16 protein-coding genes are annotated in these 22828 nt (G+C 56.7%); 11 read left to right on the forward strand and 5 right to left on the reverse strand.

The genetic code is table 11. The features are described 5' to 3' along the window. Positions 1 to 14: 14 nt before the first annotated feature. The 9 genes from HY010_07925 to HY010_07965 are packed head-to-tail and all read left to right on the forward strand — an operon-like array spanning position 15 to position 11507. Complete coding sequence (locus HY010_07925; protein MBI3475647.1) at positions 15 to 1385, forward strand: TIGR03013 family PEP-CTERM/XrtA system glycosyltransferase; 1371 nt, start codon at positions 15 to 17, stop codon at positions 1383 to 1385. Next, complete coding sequence (locus HY010_07930) at positions 1382 to 2503, forward strand: glycosyltransferase family 2 protein (GenBank protein ID MBI3475648.1); 1122 nt, start codon at positions 1382 to 1384, stop codon at positions 2501 to 2503. Before HY010_07925 ends, HY010_07930 begins: the two co-directional genes overlap by 4 nt. Before the next feature lie 5 nt (positions 2504 to 2508). Then, positions 2509 to 3747, forward strand: a complete 1239-nt coding sequence (locus HY010_07935; protein ID MBI3475649.1) for a glycosyltransferase — start codon at positions 2509 to 2511, stop codon at positions 3745 to 3747. Between the two features lie 39 nt (positions 3748 to 3786). Then, a complete protein-coding gene (locus tag HY010_07940; GenBank protein ID MBI3475650.1) occupies positions 3787 to 5148 on the forward strand; it encodes an O-antigen ligase family protein in 1362 nt (453 codons plus the stop codon). Further along, complete coding sequence (locus HY010_07945; GenBank protein MBI3475651.1) at positions 5105 to 6079, forward strand: class I SAM-dependent methyltransferase; 975 nt, start codon at positions 5105 to 5107, stop codon at positions 6077 to 6079. The genes HY010_07940 and HY010_07945 overlap by 44 nt, the downstream gene beginning before the upstream one ends. Positions 6080 to 6087: 8 nt before the next feature. Then, positions 6088 to 7260, forward strand: a complete 1173-nt coding sequence (locus HY010_07950) for a hypothetical protein (GenBank protein MBI3475652.1) — start codon at positions 6088 to 6090, stop codon at positions 7258 to 7260. An 8-nt stretch (positions 7261 to 7268) separates the two neighbouring features. Beyond that, on the forward strand, positions 7269 to 9245 hold the full coding sequence (asnB, locus tag HY010_07955; protein MBI3475653.1) for an asparagine synthase (glutamine-hydrolyzing): 1977 nt from the start codon (positions 7269 to 7271) through the stop codon (positions 9243 to 9245). A gap of 4 nt (positions 9246 to 9249) precedes the next feature. Then, a complete protein-coding gene (locus HY010_07960) occupies positions 9250 to 10410 on the forward strand; it encodes a glycosyltransferase (protein MBI3475654.1) in 1161 nt (386 codons plus the stop codon). After that, the gene (locus tag HY010_07965) at positions 10407 to 11507 is read left to right on the forward strand and encodes a glycosyltransferase family 4 protein (protein ID MBI3475655.1); all 1101 of its coding nucleotides are present in this window, start codon (positions 10407 to 10409) and stop codon (positions 11505 to 11507) included. The genes HY010_07960 and HY010_07965 overlap by 4 nt, the downstream gene beginning before the upstream one ends. A 33-nt stretch (positions 11508 to 11540) precedes the next feature. Here the strand turns inward: HY010_07965 and asnB (HY010_07970) are convergent, their stop codons facing one another. Then, positions 11541 to 13493, reverse strand: coding sequence for an asparagine synthase (glutamine-hydrolyzing) (gene asnB / locus HY010_07970; GenBank protein MBI3475656.1), 1953 nt, complete (start codon positions 13491 to 13493; stop codon positions 11541 to 11543). Then, positions 13494 to 15836 carry an alginate lyase family protein gene (locus HY010_07975; GenBank protein ID MBI3475657.1) on the reverse strand — a complete coding sequence of 781 codons (2343 nt, stop codon included), beginning with the start codon at positions 15834 to 15836 and terminating at the stop codon, positions 13494 to 13496. Positions 15837 to 16275: 439 nt separating this feature from the next. On the opposite strand from HY010_07975, the gene HY010_07980 reads away from it, so the two are divergent. Both HY010_07980 and HY010_07985 read left to right on the forward strand, forming a co-directional pair. Then, entirely contained in the window at positions 16276 to 17595 is a 1320-nt protein-coding gene (locus HY010_07980; GenBank protein MBI3475658.1) for a UDP-glucose/GDP-mannose dehydrogenase family protein, read from the forward strand. Between the two features lie 19 nt (positions 17596 to 17614). Next, complete coding sequence (locus tag HY010_07985; protein MBI3475659.1) at positions 17615 to 18643, forward strand: GNAT family N-acetyltransferase; 1029 nt, start codon at positions 17615 to 17617, stop codon at positions 18641 to 18643. Here the strand turns inward: HY010_07985 and HY010_07990 are convergent. The 3 genes from HY010_07990 to HY010_08000 all read right to left on the reverse strand — a co-directional run bounded on the left by HY010_07990 (position 18640) and on the right by HY010_08000 (position 22677). Then, on the reverse strand, positions 18640 to 19695 hold the full coding sequence (locus HY010_07990) for a sulfotransferase (protein MBI3475660.1): 1056 nt from the start codon (positions 19693 to 19695) through the stop codon (positions 18640 to 18642). The genes HY010_07985 and HY010_07990 overlap by 4 nt on opposite strands. A gap of 9 nt (positions 19696 to 19704) precedes the next feature. Beyond that, positions 19705 to 20748 (reverse strand): sulfotransferase, encoded by a 1044-nt coding sequence (locus HY010_07995; GenBank protein ID MBI3475661.1) that lies wholly within the window; start codon positions 20746 to 20748, stop codon positions 19705 to 19707. Between the two features lie 87 nt (positions 20749 to 20835). Beyond that, positions 20836 to 22677 (reverse strand): hypothetical protein, encoded by a 1842-nt coding sequence (locus tag HY010_08000; GenBank protein MBI3475662.1) that lies wholly within the window; start codon positions 22675 to 22677, stop codon positions 20836 to 20838. Positions 22678 to 22828 lie beyond the last annotated feature (151 nt).

Below are 22828 nucleotides of genomic sequence, written 5' to 3' on the forward strand. Positions count from 1 at the left end.
AACCGAGGGAATTGGTGATCAGACTCTTCAAAGTCTATTACCCGGTTCGCACCCTGATCCTCTTAGGAGGAGAGGCCCTGATTGTATGGACCTCGCTCCTTTTAGGCGCAGTGGTCGAACTCCGGGACGACAGCTACCTGGTGCTGAACTACGAATATGGCTACTTAAAAATATTCGCAGTCACAGCGCTGGTGCTGCTGTGTTCCTATTGGTTTGACCTGTACGATACCGCCCGCCTCTCTACCAAGGGAGAACTCTTCTTCCGCCTGTTGCTGGTGCCCGGCATTCTCTCCTTCCTGTTGGCTGCGGTCAGCTATGTCCATCCCAGCTACCTGCTGGGGAATGGCGCATCTGAGTTGGGATTGCTCATCCTGACCATCGCGTTGATCGGCTGGCGGCTGGGCTTTAGCTGGCTCGTGCAATTGCCGATTCTGGTGGAGCGCATTTACGTTTTGGGAACGGGCGATCGTGCACAGCGCCTGGTGCAAGGCCTGCGGCAGAATCCGGAACTGGGAGTCGAGATCGCGAGCTGGACGGGAAAACTGGAAGGCGCAGTGACCCGCGAATCGGTGGCCGCCCACCTGATGGAAGTTGTCAATCGGCAAAAAGTGCATCGCGTGATTGTCGCGATGCCGGATCGCCGGGGCACGATCCCGATGCGCGAGTTGCTCGATCTCCGCATGCGAGGCGTCCAGATCGAAGAAGCAACCTCTTGGCTGGAAAAAATGTCGGGCAAGATCGAAGTTGAAAATCTTTATCCCAGCTGGCTCATCTTTGCTGACGGCTTCCGGCGCGGCTCCACCTTCATTTTCGCGCGGCGTGTGGTTTCGATTGTGATCTCTCTGATTGGACTGATCGCGAGTGCGCCGCTGTGGCCGATTTTATGGCTGATCATCAAACTGGATTCTCCCGGGCCGGCGTTCTATAAGCAGCGGCGCGTTGGCAAAGGCGGAAGAACGTTCCACGTCATTAAATTCCGAACCATGCGCCAGGATGCGGAAGCCGGCGGCCCGCAGTGGGCGGGCGCAAACGACCCACGTGTTACCCGCGTCGGCAGGTTCATGCGGTCCTCGCGACTCGACGAGATTCCGCAGTTGTGGTGTGTGCTCAAGGGCGACATGGCGTTTGTTGGGCCACGACCGGAGCGCCCCGAGTTCGTCGAATCGTTGACGAAAGAAATTCCCTTTTACGGCGTGCGCCACATGGTGCGGCCCGGCCTTACCGGTTGGGCGCAGATCAAATACAAGTACGGCAGCACGGTGCAGGACTCACTGGAAAAACTTCAGTATGACCTGTTCTACATAAAGAATGCATCCATCGGTTTGGACCTGTTGATCATGTTCCAGACCGTTAAAACCGTCCTGTTGCGCCGGGGCGCGCAATGAAATGGGTATTCTGGATCTCGGCAACGGGCATCGTCTACTCCTACATCGGGTATGCGGCCTGGTTGTGGTTGCGCAGCAAATGGTCGCCACGCCCGGTGCGCCGCGGGATGACCGAGCCCTCGGTATCGGCGGTGATGGTGGTACGAAATGAAGAAGCGGTGCTCGCGCGCAAGATGGAGAATCTGCTGACGCTGGAATACCCGGCCAGCAAACTGGAAGTCGTGGTTGTCTCCGATGGGTCGAGCGACCAAACGACAGCGATATTGAAACAGTTTGGAGACAATGTCCGGGTTAGAACGTTTTTGAAGCCGGAGTCGGAGGGTAAAGCCCGGGGCTTGAACGACGCCATCAAGTTGGCGAGTGGGGACATCTTGTTATTCACCGATGCGCGGCAAACGATCGAGCCTGCTGCTTTACGGTTGCTGGTCGAGAATTTTGCCGATCCGGCAGTTGGCTGTGCGAGCGGTGAATTGATGCTGGGAGATCCGGCAAGCGGAGAGACGGGACAGGGTATGGGACTCTATTGGCGCATCGAAAAGAAGATTCGCGAGATGGAGTCAGCCTCGGGATCCGTTGTCGGAGCCACCGGTGCGATTTATTGTGCGCGGCGCGATTTGTTCGAAGCTCTGCCCGCTGGAACGATTCTCGACGATGTGCTAATCCCGATGCAGGTGGTGCGCGCAGGCTCCCGTGTGATTTTCGATTCGCGTGCCCGTGCCTGGGACTCGCCGGATTTGGGTGGAAGCCGCGAATTTTCCCGCAAGGTACGCACTCTCAGCGGGAACTATCAGTTGCTGCAACTGGCTCCCTGGCTGCTGAGTTCCAAGGATCCGATCCGCTTCGAATTCATCAGCCATAAACTCTCCCGGCTTACAGTACCCTTTGCCCTGGTTGCACTGCTGGTCGCCTCCTTCTTTTTGCCGCAGCCCTGGTATCGCGCGGCGCTGGCCACGCAGCTGGGGTTTTATGCACTCAGCCTAATAGCAATGCTCGGGTTGAAGGTTGGTCCCTTATCGCGCATCGCCGATGCAGCGCGCACCTTTGTGGTGTTGAACACCGCGGCAATGGTGGCTTTTGTCAATTTTGTGATGGGCCGAAAGGCGGTTTGGGCGCGCTGACTGCTATGAGGATTCTCTGGGTCAAAGCCGACAAGCTGTTGCCCGTCGAAAACGGCGGTAACATCCGCACGTACCACATCTTGCGGCATCTATCGGCCAATCATTCACTCACGTTCTACTCATACTACGGTGGGGCCGTGGATCCCTCCTACGAGCGTGCGTTGCAGGAGTGCCTGCCAGGGTCGGTTGCGGTCTGTACAGGCAAGCGTGATCTTTCGGGGGTTTCCCGCGGATTGGACTATCTCGCCCATCTGAATTCGCAACCGCCGTATGCCGTGAGCCGATTTGCCAGTTTCAAAGTGCAAGACCAGATGCGCTCCTGGTTTCGCGAACAACGATTTGATGTGGCGGTGTGCGACTTCCTGGATGCTGCCGTGAATTTCCCGGGACGATTGAATATCCCGTGCGTTCTGTTTCAGCACAATGTGGAAAGTGAAATCTGGCGGCGGCATGCGGACACGGCCGGAAATCCGGTAAAGAAAATGATGTATAGCATGGAGGTCGGGAAGATGGAGCGCTATGAGCGGATTGTCGTCCGCAAGTTCCATCATGTCGTTGCTGTTTCCGAAAGCGATCGGGCACTCATGACGCGTTGGGTGGACGGAGACCGGGTAACCGTTGTTCCGACCGGTGTGGATCTGGGTCAGTACCGGCCGAACGTCGAGGAGTGCGAGCCGGGACCCGTAGTTACGTTTGTCGGTGCGATGGATTGGGAGCCGAATGTTGACGGCGTGGAATATTTCGCCAGTGAAATCTGGCCCGCAATCAAGAAGGACGTTCCTGAAGCGCGGCTTCGCATTGTTGGCCGCAATCCCGACCGGCGAGTGAAAAAATGGATGGGAGAGTCCATCGAGGTCACGGGACGGGTGCCTTCGGTTGTCGAATATCTCCATCAATCTGCCGTGGTGATTGTGCCCCTGAGGATCGGTGGCGGAACGCGCTTGAAGATCTACGAAGCGATGGCGACCGGCAAGGCGGTCGTTTCGACAACGGTCGGTGCGGAAGGCCTCGATGTCACACATGGGCACGACATCATGCTGGCGGATGATCCCAGCTCTTTCGCCCAGGCCGTGATCATGTTGTTACGCGATCGCGAACTGCGCCGGCGCTATGAATGCGCAGCAGCAGAAACAGCTGCCCGCTGCGACTGGCCGGCGATCGGCGAACGCTTTCAGCAAGTGTTGCAGTCAGTAGTGCAACAGAAAAGTGCGAAGCACGGAGCCATGCCAGTACGGATGGCCTAGAGTACGGACGAAGCAGCGGTTTTAGAGAAAAGAGGGATTGTGGCAATCGGCGACAACGCAACAGCAGCAGCGACGGACGTACTGGGCCGGCGACGGATCGCGCCAGTTGTCGATGCTACCAAGGGTGCGTTCTTCTGGCTGGCCGCCTTCTTTTTCGTGTACTGCGCACGTCCCGGAGACTGGATCCCAGGTTTCAAATACGCACCACTGGCAAAAATCACGGCTATCCTGGCAATGTGGGGACTGTTCTCCAGCCTGGGACGCACGAAAAGAACTTTCAAGGATCTGCCGAAAGAAGGGAACTACCTCCTGGCTATGATCGGCCTGCTCTACGTCAGCGGGCTTCTGTCTCCGATCTGGAGGGGTGGCGCGATCTCCCGCACCATCGATATCTCGAAAGTCTTCGTCGCTTGGGCGCTCACTTTTCTTCTGATCACCACCTTCGATCGTTTGCGCCGGATTATTTTTATCCAGGCATCTTCGGTAGTGGCAATCTGCATTATTTCCATCATCAAGGGGCGTGACACGCCGCGTCTGGAAGGCGTTCTGGGCGGCATTTACTCGAACCCCAACGATCTGGCGTTCGCGATTGTGCTCTCTCTTCCGTTCGCACTTGCGTTCTTTGTCAGTGCCAAGAGCAAGTTCGTGAAGCTGATCTGGGTGGGTGGCATGCTTTGTATGCTGGCAGCATTGTTTCTCACTGCCTCCCGCGCGGGTTTCATCGATCTTGTAATTTGCGGAACCGTAACTCTGTGGCACTTCGGAATTCGCGGGAAACGGCCTTCCCTGATTGTGGGAACAGCAGTTGTGGGTGTCGTGTTGGCGGCCTCTGTCGGCGGCAAACTCTATGACCGTTTCACGGCGCTTTCAGGAAGCAGTTCCACCGAGCAGTCGGCCTACGGATCGTACGAAGATCGCAAATACCTGATGTTGCGCGCGCTGAACGGGATTGAGCACTATCCGATCCTTGGACTCGGGGTGAACAACTTCGTCACCTACTCCGGGATCTGGCACGAAGTGCATATGACGTACCTCCAGATCTGCGTGGAGGGCGGCATCCCCTGCCTGATTCTGTATCTGATGTTTTTCGGGCGCGGATTTAAGAACCTGCAAATTCTTCTCAAGGATAAGAAGCTCGATGCCGACATTGTGCTGTTTGTCGGAGCGCTTCACAGTTCGCTCATTGGATTCGTCGTCGGAGCTCTGTTTGCGCCCGAGGCGTATCAGTTCTTCCCCTATTTTGCCGTGGCATTCACTGCAACATTGCTGCAAACCGTGAAGGAACGCGAGCAGGAAGCACAACCCGGCCCGGCAGCGCCACCGCCGCCGAACAAGCCGAGAAATTTTTTGGAGCCCTATGCCAACTACGGAAGAACAGGTGCAGTCACCCCTGTCCGCTGACTTGCAGGCGATTCTGCGTTGCCTGAGCTGCGGTTCACAACTGGATAACGATCAGGCCGGAGGCTACCATTGTCCGGCTTGCAAGCGTGCCTATCCGCGCGTGCAGGGAATCGCACGTTTTGTGGATGCACAACACTATGCCGCCAGCTTTGGTTTTCAATGGCATCGCTATCAGAAGACCCAGCTCGATCACGACGAGGTTCGGGAATCGGATCGTCACTTCCGCATCAAGACTGCGCTGCGCCCGGAAGAATTGAAAGGCAAGCTGGTTCTCGATGTGGGTTGCGGCATGGGGCGTTTCGCCGAAGTTGCTACTCGTTGGCGAGCGCGCGTGGTCGGCATCGACCTCAGCGCGGCTGCCGAAGTTGCCGCCAAGAACCTCGCTGACCGCGACTTCGTTGCCTTTCAGGCGGACGTATTTTCACTGCCCTTCGCGCCTGAGAGTTTCGACATCATCTACAGCGTCGGCGTTCTTCATCACACGCCCGATTGCGAAGCGGCGGTGAAAGCGCTGGAAAAATACTTGAAGCCGGGCGGAACTCTGGCTGTATGGCTCTATAGCGGATACAACAAGTGGTATCGCTTCAGCGACTTCTGGAGACGGTACACGCACAAAATGAAACCGCAGACGCTGCACGGCATTTTGAAAGTTGCGGTTCCGGTCTTCTACCACACGGAGCAAGCGTTGCGGCATGTTCCGCTGGTGGGGAAGCCAGCAGCGGGCGCGTTGCATCACGTGTTCCCGGTCAATCGTCAGAAAGATCCGGAAGCCCGCATGCTCGATACGTTTGACTGGTATTCTCCGCGCTACCAATCCAAACATACCTACGAACAGGTGTTTCGCTGGTATGAAGCGATGGGTATGGAAGATATGCATATCGGAGAGTTTGCGATCGCCGTGCGTGGCCGTAAGCCTTTGCAGCGGGGCTGAGCTTTGCAATGAGCCTCAGGAAAAAACTCGTATACGGTAGCAAGGTACTGCCCGGCGCAACCTGGCGGGCGCTACGTGCTGCTCCGCGCGGAAACGTGCATCTTGTGATTACGATGGCCGACCACTTCGAGCCGGCCATTGTTCCCGACGATGGCATGAAGCGGGCTCCGCGATCCGAGCAAGAGCGGCGGTTGGAATCCTGGAGCCGGGAATATCCCGAAGCGGTAGACCGCTGGCGCGACGACGATGGTCGGCCGTTCGTGCACACATACTTTTATCCCGCGGAACAATATGACGAAGGATTGCTCCAGATGCTGGCCGACCATTGCCACGCTGGCTGGGGCGAAGTTGAAGTTCACTTGCACCATGGCATTGCCGAGCCGGATACTGCCGAAAACACGCGGAATATGTTGAGCGATTTCCGCGACCGCCTGGTTGAGCGCCATGGCTGTCTTTCAGTCGAGGAAGGTTCCGATGCGCCACGCTACGCGTTTGTGCACGGAAATTTCGCGCTAGCCAATTCTGCCGGCGGGCGATTCTGTGGTGTCGATTCCGAGATGAAGATTCTCGCCGAGACGGGGTGCTACGCTGATTTCACTCTGCCGACGGGACTCTACCACTACGCGCAGACGGCAAAGATCAACTCGCTGTACGAATGTGGATTGCCGCTGGATCAGGCAGCTCCGCATCGCAAAGGTTATGACCTGCGTTCGGGAGAGACGCCACGGACATTTCCATTGATCGTGCAGGGAGCGATCATGACGGACTGGAAGAGAGGCCTGCGCTCTCCTGGCCGATTGCTGGAAACCAGTGCTGTGACTGGTCGAAATCCAATGAGCCTGGATCGGCTGGCGCTGTGGAAGCGTGCTCACATCACGGTGCAGGGGCGTCCGGATTGGATCTTCATCAAGGTGCACTGCCATGGCATGGATCCCACGCAGAAAGATGCGGTAGTCGGAAATACATTTCGCACTTTCCTTCAGCAACTTGTAGAAGGTGCCGCGGACCGGAAAGAAACTCTGCACTTTGCGACCGCGCGCGAAATGACCAACATGATTCTCGCGGCTTGTGACGGCAAGAGCGGTGATCCGGGCGAGTATCGCGACTATCGCTTTAAGCAGATTGTGACGGCGGCCAAAGCGTCGGAGAAGTGGGCACCCACGGTAGCGGTGAAAGGATAACGTAAGACATGTGTGGAATCGCCGGAGTCGTAAGCGCAACTCGAGAGAGTGACATCAGCGAAGCTCTAGTCCGCCATATGTGCGACCAGATCGTGCACCGCGGACCGGATGACGAAGGCATCTATGTCGCGGATGGTGCCGGGCTGGGCATGCGGCGTCTCAGCATCATCGACCTTTCTGGCGGGCATCAGCCCGTGTTCAACGAAGACCGCAGTTCGTGGATAGTCTTCAACGGCGAGATTTTCAATTTTCTTGAACTCCGGCCCGAACTGGAGAAGCGAGGGCATCACTTCTACACAAAGAGTGATACCGAAGTCATCATCCACCTCTACGAAGAGATGGGAGCGGACTGCGTCCAGAAACTGCGCGGCATGTTCGGGCTTGCCATCTATGACAAGCACAAACGAAAGCTGGTCCTTGCGCGTGACCGGCTAGGCAAAAAGCCCCTGCACTACGCGCTGCACAACGGCAAACTTTATTGGGCCTCGGAGATCAAATCCATTCTGGCAGTGGCGCCGGAGTTGGCCGAAGTGAATTCCCAGGGCCTGTTGGAATATCTGTACTACGGCTATGTTCCAGATCCGATCACGGCCTTCACCGGCATTCAGAAATTGCCACCCGGACACTTGTTGGAATTTGAAAATGGCGAAGTCCGCGTCAGGCAATACTGGGAGCTGCCGGAATACGGTACGCACTCGCCCAAGAGCGAAGAAGAGTGCCTGGAAGAATTGGAACGGCGGCTGTTTGAAGCGACCAAGATTCGTCTGATTTCCGACGTGCCGCTGGGCGCATTTCTCAGTGGTGGAACAGATTCGTCGACCGTCGTGGCCATGATGGCGAAGGCCAGTTCCGGTCCGGTCAAGACATTTTCGATCGGCTTCAAGAAAGATGATTTCAACGAGGCGGACTACGCTCGTATCGTTGCCCGCAAATTCGGTACCGACCATCACGAGATGATCCTGGAACCGGATGTCGTCAACACGGTGGAACATCTTACGAGTTCGCTGGAAGAGCCCTTCGGCGATTCCTCCATGTTGCCTACGTATTACGTCTCACAAATGGCGCGCCAGCATGTGACGGTTGCACTATCCGGCGACGGCGGCGATGAGATATTTGCTGGATACGATCGCTATAGCGTCCACGCCAGCCGGCGCATTTTCGAACACGTTCCCGAGTGGGCCCGCACGTTCTACCGCGATCAGATTTTTCCGCGCTTGCCCAACAGCATGCAAGGGCGAAAGTTCAGCTACAACATTTCGCTGCCATGGCAGGAACGCTATGTCGACGGACTGTCTTTCGTGCCCGCATTCGAACGCGACACGCCGCTGCTCTCGGAAGACTTCCGTGCGATTCTCCGACGCAGCGATGACCCTGCGAATGTTTTGCGCCGCTACTTCGCGAAGTCGCCGGCCAAGGATCCCGTCAGCCAGCTTCTCTATGTCGACACCAAAACCTACATGGTAGCGGACATCCTGACTAAGGTCGACCGCATGAGCATGCTGAATTCGCTGGAAGTGCGCGTGCCGATTCTCGATCACGAATTTGTGGAGTACGCGACCAGCCTTACCGTAGATTGGAAGTTGCGCGGCAATAAACAGAAATACATTTTGCGCAAGCTCGCGGAGCGCGTCGGAGTGCCGCGCGAAGTGCTCTACCGGCAAAAGCAGGGATTCTCGCTGCCTCTCGTACACTGGATGCGAAACGAACTCAAGGACATGCTCATGATCCTGCTTGAGCCTCGCACGCTCGACCGCGGATATTTTGTCGCCGACGGTGTGCGGAAGCTCATGGACGATCATCTGCTTCGTGGCCGTACCATGACGGGACGTCTGTGGCGCTTGCTGATGTTCGAGTTGTGGCATCGGAATTTTCTCGAGAAGTTCGTTCGCCCGGCTGGGTTGTTTACGCTTCCAGTAGTCGCAGACTCGCGCCGGCGAGTGCCAAACCCTGCTCCAGTTCTGGCATCTGCCCCGGCGGGAGAATGACCGGGTGGCAACCAGCGATGCCGCCAGCATAAATCCGAAATCGCGCGTAAAGTCTCCCGTCGATCTTTTCCTGATGACGAATACGTTCGAGACGGGTGGATCGGAGCGCCAGTTCTCGGTTCTGGCGCAGAATCTCCAGCCTGAACAATTTCACCTGCACATCGGATGTATTCGCCGTTCCGGTCCGTTTGCCGATTTGTTTGGGCCGGTGCCGGAGTTTCGCCTGGGCGGCAGCCTCTTCGGATGGAAGTCGCTCCTGACGCGTCTGCGCCTGCGCCGCCATCTCGCGAGCAACGACATACAAATTGCCCACGCATTTGATTTCTATACCAATCTCACGCTGGTTCCTGCTGCTCGGTTGGCGCGGGTTCCGGTGGTGATTGGCAGCCATCGGCAGATCGGAGACTTGCTCACTCCGCGGCAATTTCGCGCACAGGCAGCGGTGTTTCGCTGGTGCGATGCGGTCATCTGCAATTCGCACGCGGCCGCTGAGACTCTGGCTGAAACCGGAATTTCTCGCGAGAAGCTTTTTGTTGTGGGTAACGCGCTGCCTGCGGAAGTATTTGCCAAGGTGTCGCCGGTGTTGCCGCCCAAGCCGGGCGTGTTGCGCGTGGGCATGGTCGCCAGGATGAACGCCGGCTACAAGAATCATTCAGGATTTCTCCGGATCGCCGCTCGAGTCCGGCAACAAGTGCCAACGACCGAATTCCTGCTAGCCGGTGATGGCCCCTTGCGGCAGGATCTGGAACGCGAGGCGCGGGATCTCGGTCTGGGTAACGCCGTGATCTTTCTGGGAGACCGGCGCGACATCACCGCCGTGCATGCAGCCATGGATGTGGCCGTACTGACATCGGACTCCGAGAGCCTCTCCAACGTAATCCTGGAGGCGATGGCTGCGGGATTGCCTGTTGTTGCGTATCAGGGTGGCGGAAATCCGGAATTGATTGACGAACAGCGGGGAGCGCTGATTGCGGCCGGGGACGAAAATAGTTTTGCGGATGCAGTCGTGCGTTTGCTGACTCAGGCACAGCTTCGCGAACACATGGGCCGTAATGCGCGCCAGTTCGTGGAACAGAACTTTGCTCTCGAGCAGGTACGGGATCGCTATCAGGAACTCTACACAACGCTCCTGGAGAAGAAGTTGCGGAGGTTGTCGAAGGCATGACGACCTCAATGAAACCAGGTTCAGGCAGAAAGCTGATAGTCGCAATCGTGGCGCCAAGTTTGCGCTACGTCGGTGGCCAGGCCGTACAGGCCGATCTGCTTATGCGCTTGTGGGAGGGAGACCCGGATGTGGATGTTACATTCATCGGCGTCGATCCTCCTCTGCCGGCTTGGCTGCGATGGGCGGAAGCGATCCCCGGCCTGCGAACGGTCCTGCGGGAGCCAATCTATTTCTTACACCTTTGGCGGGGACTGAAAGACGTCGACGTCGCCCACATCTTTTCGGCATCGTATTGGTCGTTCTTGCTGGCCCCAGCGCCGGCATGGCTGGTTGCCAAGTTGCGTGGGAAGAAGTCGCTCATCAACTATCGCAGCGGCGAAGCGCGCGATCATCTGCAGAGATTCCGGTCAGGAAAGTTTGTACTCGCCCGTACGGATGCCATCGTGGCTCCTTCCGGCTATCTGGTGGATGTTTTTCAAGAGTTTGGACTCAAGGCCGTTGTCGTCCCTAATCTTGTGGACCTTTCACAATTTCGTTACCGCGAGCGCAATCCTCTTCGGCCGCATCTAGTTTGCACGCGGGGTTTCTCTCCGTATTACTGTGTCGATGTGGTGGTACGGGCATTTGCCGAAGTGCAGAAAATGTATCCGCAGGCGCGCCTTGATCTGGTCGGAGGCGGTCCGCTCGAGGCGGAGATCCGGCAGTTGGTCGCGGATTTGAAACTGACCGGCGTTACGTTTACGGGCGTAGCCTCTCGTCTACAGATCGGCAAGCACTACGACGATGCGGACATCTTCATCAACGCCTCTCGCGTGGACAACATGCCGGTGTCGATCATCGAAGGCTTTGGATCCGGCACGCCGGTCGTTACGACCTCGCCAGAGTCCATCCCATATTTTGTCGACCACGAGCGGACTGGGCTGTTGTCCGCGGTGGGAGACGAGAAGGCTTTGGCAGCAAACGTGATCCGCCTACTACAGGATCCTGCATTGGCCACGCGCTTGGCGCAGAACGCGTATCAGGAGTCACGCAAGTACACGTGGGATGCGGTGCGTGATCAGTGGGTCGCGGTATATCGAAGATTAGTGTCGCTGTAGAGACGCGGCTTGCTTCGTCTCCTCATGATATTTCTACTTCGTAGAAACTAACCGCATCTCGGGCGACCCGATTTCAGCGTGGGGCTCGCCTTCCAGGCACACCCTGTGCCACATCTCGAGGTTCAGCAAACGCCAGATGCGGTCATAGTTGTCGCGATGCTTGTCGCGGTGTTCGTCGAACAAGAGGTTGATTGCGTCTCGACGAAAAAATCCACGGTCGAGGCTGCGCGGTTCCAGTAACATCGCGCGAATCGTCTCCAGCCGCGGCCCTGCAAGCCATCCGCTCCACGGAGTCGGGAATCCGAGTTTGGGGCGATAGATGATCGAGTGCGGGAGAATATCTTCCATGGCCTTCTTCAGGATCGTCTTTCCCGCCAGTCCCTTGATCTGCACTTCGCGCGGGATGCGGGTGGCATATTCCACCAGCACATGATCGAGGAAGGGAACCCGGCTCTCGATCGACGCTGCCATGCTCATGTTGTCCTGTTTCATAAGCAGTTCGACGAGATAGGTCTTGATATCCGTGTAGAGCAATCGTTGCAGCAGTTCGCCACTCGAATGCTCCCAATAGCCGAGCACGCTCTTGTAGGCGGTGTTGGGCGCGAATTCGCTCGCAAATTCTTTGGTCAGTAGTTGCGATTGTTCGGTTTCGCCGAAGGCGGAGAAAAAGTTATCGAAATAGAAAGACGCCCAGGCAGCGCCGTCCTTTGCGAGGAAAGTGTGGTCCAGTTTTCGTCGGACCGTGGCGCCAAAAAGAGATGAAGTTGCAAGCGTATTGCGAAGGCCACGTCGCAGGCCTGCGGGGACAATGCCGCGGTAGTAGCGATCCATGGCGGCATTTTTCAGTGTGAAAGCATAGCGGCTATATCCAGCAAGTGTTTCGTCACTGCCTTCGCCGGTGAGAACGACGGTCACTCTTTCACGTGCCAGTTTCGCAACGAAATACAACGACACACTGGAAGGCCATACGACGGGTTCGTCTTCGTGCCAGATCAGGTGTGGGAGAGAATTAAAGAAGTCCTGTTCAGTAACGACGACTTCGCGGTGTTGCGACTTGATATGGTCCGCAACGATTCTCGCAAAAGGTAATTCGCTATACGTTTGTTCACCGTATCCCACCGAGAACGTCTCAATCGGTTCACGACGGGTTTTCGTCATCAAGGCCGCTACGGCGCTTGAGTCCAAGCCGCCGCTTAGAAAGACTCCCAGCGGCACATCGCTCATCAAGTGACTGCTGACGGCGCCTTCAAGCAGTTCGCGGTAGTTCTTTACGTAGTGGCTTTCGTCTCGCGACTCATGCGTGGACGATACATCCAGATCCCAGTATTGCCGAATTTTCGGCTGGGCATCCAAGCCGATTTCCATGGTGTGGCCCGGCATGAGCTTTTCGATGCCAGAGTAGAACGTGTTTTCGCCGGACAGATATCCGAAGGCTAGAAATTCAGGCAGCGCCGTACGGTCGAACTCCGGACGGATAGTGCCGGGCGCCAACAGGACTTTGATTTCGGAACCAAACAGCAATCGTTGGGGAGTCAGGTGGTAGTAGAGCGGTTTGATGCCCAGGCGATCGCGCGCGATGAGCAATGTCTTCTTATTGCGATCCCAGATGGCAAAGGCGAACATGCCCCGTAAATGCTGCACGCAATCCGGGCCATATTCTTCGTAAAGATGAATGATGGTTTCTGTATCGCTATGCGTGCGATAAGAATGTCCACGCGCGACGAGCTGTTCACGCAGTGCGAGGTGATTGTAGATTTCGCCGTTGAAGACGATCGTCGCCGAGGCCGTTTCGTTTGAGATCGGTTGGTGCCCGGTTGCGAGGTCAACAATACTCAGCCGCCGCATGCCAATGCCGACAGGGCCGTCCATATGGAAACCGTCGTCGTCCGGTCCGCGGTGCGCCATGATTTGGCACATCGCACGTAAAGCCGCGGGGTCGGCTCGGGTATCTCGTTCGAATTCAAGAAGGCCAGCGATCCCGCACATTCAGGGTTTCTCCGCGTAGCTCGAGGAAATGTTCGACTCGTCTGACGGCTTTACACTACCCGTCAATTCGTAAAAGAGTGGTGTGGCTGAAAACTGATCTGGTTCAGCATGCAACAACTGGTCCTGCTTGCGCCACTCGAAAAACGCAGATGGTCCCGGGGCCTTGAGCAATTCCTGGCCCTGCCACCCGACATAGGTTCCACCGACCACCACAAGATGAGCCAGTTTTTCCGATGAGATCCGGCAATAGAGGAATTCGGCGTCCGAAAACCACGGACCGCAATTCCATGGGCGTTTATCAAGTGCGAAGAAGAAGCCATGATTTGCTTCTCCTTCGGTCATTTCGTAAACCTGCACCGCTGACTGGCGCATGCTGACCAGATGGCAGTCTTCCCGCGCCGCGCCAGCGTGAGTGCGCAGGCATGTGGCGACTTCCGCAGGCAGGCGCAAGCGAGAATACGCGCGCACCAGGGGCACTGATTCATATTTCCCATATGCCGGCGAGATAAGTCCTCGCGTTATTTCCATCTGCCAGGATGTTTCTTGAGGCACGATCAGATCAAGCCCGGTACGTACCGTCCCGTCCTTGCGCGAATCCGAAATCGTAATCCTGTCTGTTCCAGAGGCACGAGCGTCCAAGCCGGGAGCAACGTGCCACAAGATTTCCAGATCGTGCTCTTGCTGGCCGAGCGCCAGGTCGCGAACCAGGGTGGGTCCTCCCTTGATCTTGACGATATAGCGGCAATGCGTCACGGGATCAGCCAGGCGAGCATACCCTTCGTGGCTACCCGCGAAGTAACTGAAAGTCTTTCCATCTGTCCATCGATCGAGGCGCGTCTCAGGAATGGCTGTCCAAGCGAACGGGCCCTCGGGTTGGGCCTGATCCACTCCATCCACGCGCATCGTGTTGTGCGCGGCGGTTTGACGGAATGCGTTACGGTCTGCGATGTCGGCCGAAATGTAAACGCCACTGCCCGCATCGACCAGCCAGCGGCGGCCATTCATCGTAAGCCGCATGCTGAGTGCATCGGCATGGCCGTGTCCGGAACGGCCAACCCCTTGCGGACCCGCATCGACGACGATTTCCTGCGCAAACGGTTGTGCATCTCCGAGGATATAGACGCCGCCGTCGCGAAATGCAGCCGAGACCGGAGCCTGCGCGCCTCGATGGATGCCGAGGCCGTCAACCGCTTCCTGTCCGAATAACCAGATGGACTCTTCTGTCAGACTGGCAGCCGAGAGGTTTTGATCGCGGTAGAGCAAAGATCCGATCGCCAAAGGATCGGTCATATACTCGGTACGATTGCGGCGAGAATCGAACAACCTGCCGCCATCGTCGTCCCCGAACCCTTCCGGCGGACCGGCTTGCGAAAGAGCTTGAACGACGGCAAGCATCTTGCCCAGGGTCGAGTCGTATTGCGCAGGGATGTCGATTCCGTTCCTCGACGCAAGTATGCGTGCATACAGGAAAAAGTCCGCCGCATAGACGTGATAGTGCAGTGACTGCTCGAAGTACACGCCATCCGCACGAACCTGCCGCTGCGCTTCCTCCTGCGAAATCTTCCACCCGCTGCGTTGCCAACGCGATGCCACCGCAATCTGGGGATAGAGTGTTCCGAGGAAAAATAACGCCACTGCTTCGCCGATGAGATGCGTGTTCGGCGAGAAATATGTCGATAGATAGCGTTCGATATAGCGTCCGTGCAACGCGAGCGCGGGAAGCAACTCAGCATGAAACTCCGCGTGACCCGGAGCCCCTGCCAACATGGCGTCCACCCAGATCCACGACAGGGCTCGGAACGCCACTTCCAGAGAACTGCCCCAGTTGATGCCGAGTGGGTAGGGATTCGCCTTCATCCAACTGCGCCATTGCACGACGATCTCACGGATATATTTTTCGTCGTGACTGAACAGCCATGCCTTTGCCAGTGTGACCAGATGCTGGTGACGATTCAATTCCCATGTAACTTTGTGGTCGCCGACTACAGCGAAATCAAGAAACGGAATCTTGTACCAGGGATCGAGTGGCGCGCGTTTCTCGTGAACACGATCCAAGTGCCAGTCGATTTCGGCGCCATAGTCGAGACCTTCGTATCCGAGCAAGTGAAAATGGTGACGTCGGATGTTGTCAGCCTGATGAAGAATTTCCAGCGCTGCCGCGGGCATATGAACCCGGACCAGGTCCGCACGTTCCTGGGCTCTGCCGGTTGAAAAAAAGAACTCTCCGTGTCGAGACGCCGCCCCAATTTTTATTGCCGGATGCCTGCCGATTCGACAGAGGGCAAGTTCGCTGCGCTTATGGATTTCCTGCTCCACGCGCGTGCGAATTTCGTCCCAGCTCATCTGAGACACTCTCGCCAGCTTGTTTTGCGATCCCGAGGACACTGGTATCCCTATCTTACAGTTTGGCCGCACGAGGGCTTCCATACCGTGCGTAACCGTAAGGGAAATCAGTCTGGGTATGTCGTTGTCCGAGCTTGGATGGGGACGCTCGAAGTCGAATTCCTAGGCAAAATTGCCCTCGGATCGTCCCACGTCAGTTCCACGCGATGGAAAAACTTGTCCACTTTTTGCCCAGCATCCAAAGTAACCGGTGGACATAGAAAAAGTATCGCGCAACTCATGTAGAATCAGTTAGTTAAGGCAGTCATTCGCATCCCTGGATACCCGTTATGGTGAACTGGTTGCTCTGGTATTGGGTTGGGTTGGTATAGTTCAGAAGTCCAATTTCATCGAGATTTCAACGCCATCGGGCGAAATTGTGAGGAGAGAACGAATGGGTTTGTCTGTCAGTATTTTCGGGTTGGGATACGTAGGGTCGGTCTCGGCCGCTTGCTTCGCCTCAATGGGCCACAAGGTCATCGGAGTAGACGTGAGCCGCGCCAAAGTCGACATGCTGGGCTCAGGGCGCACCCCGATCGTTGAAGCCCGGATGTCGGAACTGGTGGCGGAAGCCCACAAGGCCGGACGCCTGCAGGCCACCACCGACGCGCTTCATGCCGTCTTGAATTCCGATGTGTCATTCGTCTGCGTGGGAACACCCAGCCTGAAGAACGGCAAACTCGACCTCAGCCACATTGAGAACGTTGCCCGGGAGATTGGCGCGGCTATCCGCCAGAAGAAAGCGCCGCACGTGTTCGTGTTGCGCAGTACTGTGTTGGCGGGGACAACCGAAAGCATAGTCCTTCCGATTCTTGAAGAAGCAAGTGGCAAGAAATGCGGCCGTGACTTCACCGTCTGCTATAACCCCGAGTTCATGCGCGAGGGTAGTGCCGTTGCCGACTTCCTCAACCCGCCGTACACCATTCTCGGCGCGAGCGACACTAATCATCTGGCGCCACTGCGCGAGCTCTACAAAGACACGCCCGGCACTCTGTATGAAACCTCGATCCCGGTTGCGGAGATGGTCAAGTATTTTTCGAATTGCTATCACGCGCTGAAGGTTGGTTTTGCGAACGAGATGGGCACGATGTGTAAGCATCTTGGCGTGGATGCGCAAACCGTGACGAAGATTTTCACATCCGATACCAAGTTGAATATTTCGCCGGCATACCTGTCGCCGGGCTTTGCGTTCGGAGGCTCCTGCCTACCCAAGGATCTGCGCGCGATCACCTACAAGGCGAAGGAACTCGATCTGAAACTGCCATTGCTCGAATCGCTCATGCCGAGCAATGCAGAGCATGTTGACCGCGCTGTTGAAATGGTGCTGGATACCGGCAAGAAAAAGATCGCGCAACTTGGACTGAGCTTCAAGGCCGGCACCGACGATCTGCGTGAGAGCCCGCAGGTGCAGTTGATCAAGCGACTGATGGGCGAAGGGCTGGAAGTGCGCATCTGGGACGAAGATGTTTCTCTCGGACGTATCGCGGGCGCCAATCGCCAGTACATCGAGGAAGTGATTCCGCACATTGGATCCGTGCTTACGGATGACCTGGAAGGCGTTCTGCGCGGTGCTGAGGTCGTCATCCTGGGAAACAAGTCGGCCACCAAAGATCAATTAGCGAAATACCTGAAGCCGGAACAGATCGTGATCGATCTGGTCCACCTTGATCCAGCACGGCGTCCGGTAGGCGCAAAAACGTACGAAGGAATGTGCTGGTAGCCGGGAGCGCTGCCTAGAGATGAAGCTTCACGCCATCGATTTCCAGGCAGCCGACTGGAAGCATCTGGATAGCTTCGCAGACCGTACCGTGTTTCAAACGCGGGCATGGCTGCAATTTGTGCGCGAGTCGCAGAATGCAACCCCGGTATTGGCCGAACTGCGCGAGGGGAGTGATGTACTCGGATACTTCACGGGGCTAACCGTTTCGAAGTTTGGCCTCAAGGTACTCGGAGGTTCGTTTCCGGGGTGGACCACCCCTTACATTGGTTTCAATCTCAATCCCGGTGTTTCTCGTCGCAGCGCGCTCGAAGCCTTGGAAAAATTTGCGTGGGACGACCTGAAATGCCTGCACATGGAAATTTCAGACGCCCACTTCACCTTTGAAGACGCCGAAGGGCTCGGCTTCAATGCTGAATTCTACGGTTCCTACCGCACCGATCTGACCAAGTCCGAAGATGAACTGTTCAACAGCATGGACAGCGCCTGCCGTCGCTGCGTTCGCAAAGCAGAAAAAAGCGGCGTCAAGATCGAAGAGGCCCACGATCTCGGGTTTGCAGACGAATATTACGAGCAGTTGAAAGATGTCTTTGCGAAACAGAGCCTGGTGCCGACCTACACCGTTGACCGTGTGCGAGCGTTGGTCCGAAACGTGGAACCGAGTGGCAACGTCTTGTTGATCCGGGCACGCGATCCAGAGGGGAAGTGCATCGCGACCGGAATTTATCCGGGCTTTAACAAGATCGCCGAGTTCTGGGGAAACGCGAGCTTTCGCGCTTATCAGAATTTTCGTCCCAATGAGGCGTGTCACTGGTATGCGTTGCGCTATTGGAAACAGCGTGGCGTCACCATTTTCGATTGGGGCGGCGAGGGAGTCTACAAAGAGAAATACGGCTGCACTCCTTACCGCGTGCCCTGGTTTACGAAATCGCGCTATCAAATTGTGGGAACGCTGCGCAACGAAGCCCGTAACATGTTTGCGCGTAAGCAGAAATTGTTGGGATGGCTGCAGGGGAGTCGAACGAGCGCAGAACGTCCGGCCGACGACTAGTTTGTGGGTGGGTCCGAAATGCCCATGCGGCCTATATCCGCAGTCTTTTTGAGCGGCGTGTAAGTCTTGAACCACAACTTCACATCAAAATAGATCGGATAGATCAGTCCCATCAGGCTCACAGGAAAACTGGAGTGTTTCTTGTCTGCAGGTGTAACCAGCGCGTAGCCGGTCTTCTGCAGAGTGTCGCCAATCAAGCCTTCTACTTGGGCGACTTCTTCCGCTGAGAGCACGGTTTTCCATCGTCCGACAGGGTTGGATTCCTTTTCCTGGCCATCGCCACGAAACGAAGAATTCGGATCGACCATCGATCCTTGTGCATGTTGTTGAATGCGGTCGTAGTCGAGATCGTGGTCGATGAAGGTACCGATGCGGGCCAGGGTTTCGCGAGGTTGTTCGACGACGTCTTCGTAGTGCACTTCCATGTAGTCGGAACCCATGCGGCTTCCGTAGCGCCGACCTTTACTGACAATCCATTTCCAGAAGATGGCTGGTGCCAGCACTCGCCGTTTCCGGTCCCATGAGAAAGGCTTGATCCAACCAATGCGGTCGAGAGATACCGTTACATCGCGTCCGTCGCGAACGATGTGAACGATCTTTGCGGCCGGAAACAACTTCTTGATCAGCGGCAGATAGAGCAGGTGCAACGGTGTGCACTCGGCCCAGCGGGTCACGCCCTGCTTCCGAGCAATCGTTTCCATGAGGATGCGGAGAAAATCGCCAGCGTCATGACACTCTTCAAGAATTCTGGGTTCGATTTCTTCCCGTGTCAGGCCGGAGCGGTAGAAGAGTTTGCTGCGCAGCCAGTGGTCGAGAAGATCACGGCGATTCCCACGCTCGGCGAGATCTCCAAAGCGCAGGCCGATCAGATTGAACGCGTTACTCTCGGCGTGATAAACCGCGAAGCCTCCCGCTGATAGAAGCGTGTGATACAGGAGTTTGGTTCCCGATCGCCCGCATCCCAATACAAACACTGGAGGCCTGAAATGCACGTCCGGGGGCCGAGTGGCCTCCGTTGCGGATTTCTCGAGTGTTCCAGGCGCAGGATTCATGTCGATGGCTCAGGGCCGCGCCGATTGGGCTACGGCGGCTGTTTCGTCTTCCAGTTCGAGAGCGGACGTATCTGACATACGGCCCACCGAGGTATTCATTTTCAGCCACAGCTTGGTGTTCAAAAAAGTCGGATATACAGCCTGCATCATCGCGCCGCGAATTCCGCCCGACCGTTGCTCTGCGGGCAAAGACAACTCGTACCCGGTCTGTTCGAGACACTTGCCAACGGCTGCCTCGATTGCGGCGACATCGTGCGGCGATAGTCGCTCTTTCCATCGGCCCAACGGCTTGAGATCTTCTTTCTTGCCTTCTTCGCGGAAGGAAGAATTAGTCTCTGAAACACGGCCCAGTCCCGCGGTGCGAATTTTTTCGTAGTCCAGGTCGTGATCGATGAACCCACCGAGCTTTTGCAGAGTCTCCTGCGGCTTGGTGATGAGATCCTCGTAGTGAATCTCGATGTAGTCCGACGGAAACCTTGCGCCGTGTTCCCGCCCTTTACGTACCATCCATTCCCAGTACAACGCGGTCGCAACCAGGCTTGGCGTCTGGGCTCGGTCCCACGGGAGCGGGGAGAATCCACCCATTTTTTTCAGCGACAGTGCGATGTCGCGGCCATCGCGGATGATATGGACAAATAGCGCGTTGGGAATATCGGCTTTCACGCGCTCCATGTGGAGCACATTGTCCGGATCGTATACGGCCCAGCGCGGCACACCCTGGCTGCGGGCAACGTCATCCATCACGGTGCGGATGAAGTCTCCGGGGTTGCGGCAGTCGTTGAGAATCTTCGTCGCGAGTGGTTCGGCGTCCAATCCAGTCCGGCGGAAACCCTTGCTGCGCAGCCATGTTGCCACGATCTTCTCGCGGTTCGCGCGACTCTCCATGGAGCCGTAGAGTGGAACCAGGGTCTTGTAGATCGGCAAATAGCCGCGATAGATCGCGAATCCGCCCGAGGAAAGCAGCATGTCGTAGAGAAGATTAGTTCCAGAACGATGACATCCCATCACGAAGACGGGACTACGCTCGCGATCGTTGGAATTCGGGGCCGGCAACGTAAGAAAATCTTACCACGCACTTCCGGCGCGGAAAGCGGATGAGCTGCGGAAGACACTGATTACGAAGGTTACCGCTTGCAAGGCTTATTCGACCCCTGCAATCGCCGCTTCGACAGCATCGACATCAGCGCCAACGTCCTGCCCGTTGCTGGCAGCGCCGGCGCCCGGCGAAGTCTTGCTGCACCCGGCGCTCTTATCGCGACACAGCCGTGCGTTGCGGCTGATGCCGTCCTTCAGGTCGCGGATGGCGGCTCCGCCTTCGGAAGGAGTGATCGTCCCGGAGGGCCAGCCACGCCCGCCAATGATGAGATTCTTTTCAAATTTGTAGTTGGTAAAACATGATTCCAAGACCGCCGCCGCGCCCATTTTCTGGGCAGCTCCAGCGCAACTGTCCTTGCCACCGCCTGCTGAGGCGAATCCCGGCCGACGATCGCCGGTCGAGAAGACACTATTGGTAATCCGGAAGCCACTGATCTTTCCGTCGACGCTCCTGACGGTCATCACCGGGCCGGGGACAAACGCGGTCATGTGATCAAACCACACATCATGGACCGGTGGTGTGTTCGACAGAATGGTCAGGAACGCGCCGTGTCCTTTGTACTCCTGATCGTGCACGTTATCGGCAATGACATCGTGGATGCTGTAGTTTCCGCCGCCCGCCGATTCGCCGCCGGCTTTTGACAATCCATTCTGGATTTCGAATACGCCACCGACGTTCCGAATGCGGTTGTAACGGATCGTGATATCCGTGACCTGGCATTTCGGGCAGCGATTTCCCTGGTTCTTCGGACTCAGCACAATCGAGAAGCCAGTCTGACTAAAGCCTCCCCAGGAATTCTCCAGCAGATTCGCTTCGAGCAGAACGCGCTGCGCGTTCTTCAATTCGAAATTATTTTTCGCGATGTAAGGGTCGCCCGTGGAGGCAGGTTTGTACCCCGGCACGTCTTCCTTCCAGAACATGGGCTTGAACAAATGGTTGCGGCGAATCTCGATGTCGGTCGGGTTGACGGTGGCCCCGCTTCCGCCAAACAGGATGCTTTGTCCCGAGGCTTCGAGAAAGTTATTCACAATTTTGAAGGTGCCGGTTGGACTATTGCCGTTGCCGCCACCGACAGCGGATGCATCCGTACACTTGCCCGATCGCGCAATGCAGTTGAAGCCATGTAAATAAGAATTGATGACCGCGACCACTCTTGCACTCTGGATCATCCCCACGCCTTTGCCAACTTCCGCACCTTCGGCGGGATGGATCCAGTTGCGATCGAAAATGATGTGGTCCGAGCCTTCCGTGCTGATCAGGCGTCCGATGCTGGCGCTCCCATCCGTAGTCCACTCAATACCGATGAACCGGTAATGATCCCCAACCATCGCGCCGGAAGGACGTCTGACCACCAGCGTCGCCATGAGCTTGGCCGGGCCGCCCTCTGGCTGCGCGAAGGGTGGCCGCCCCGGCAACTGTGCGACTCCTGCCCATGCAGGGGAGATGCGCGATCCTTCGGGTGGTAGTTTTGCATCCGTGGTGTCAGTGCGTACGGTTATGTAGTGCTGGTCGTCACATTTCTTGGAGGGAAGGTCACTGACTTCGTAAGAGGATCCTGCGGGCAGAAGGATCGTGTCTCCGCATTTGGCGCTGTCCAGCGCGGATCCGAGATCCGATTTTCCCGATACGCGGATCTGCTTGCCGGGCGAGGGTGTTCCGTCCATTCCTGTGTAGTAGCAGGCGGTAGGTAACTGCGCGGGACCATCCTTGTCGCCGAACTTGGGAACATCGCCCTTGGCGCAGTACGCATTCTCGGATGTTGGAGGAGTGGCGGCCACGACGAGTGTGCGACCGCAGAGAATGATGCAAGAAGAGACCAGGCAGCGAAGGAAAAAAGTAGCAAACGGGGATCGATAATCGGAATGCAACACAGTTTTCGGAGCCATGATGACGTTTCCTTAAATCCACGCCCCGACCGCAACGCCGTGGCGGGCCTGCGGTTTTCGTACCCAGTAGAGCGATGATAGCATGCACGGCCCAGGCTTCTTGGATGCGATCGCAACGTTAAAGTTGTCGGCAAAAAAGGAAGTCCGCGGC

This window comes from Acidobacteriota bacterium, assembly GCA_016196065.1.
Classification (GTDB): Bacteria; Acidobacteriota; Terriglobia; order Terriglobales; family Acidobacteriaceae; genus Acidiflorens.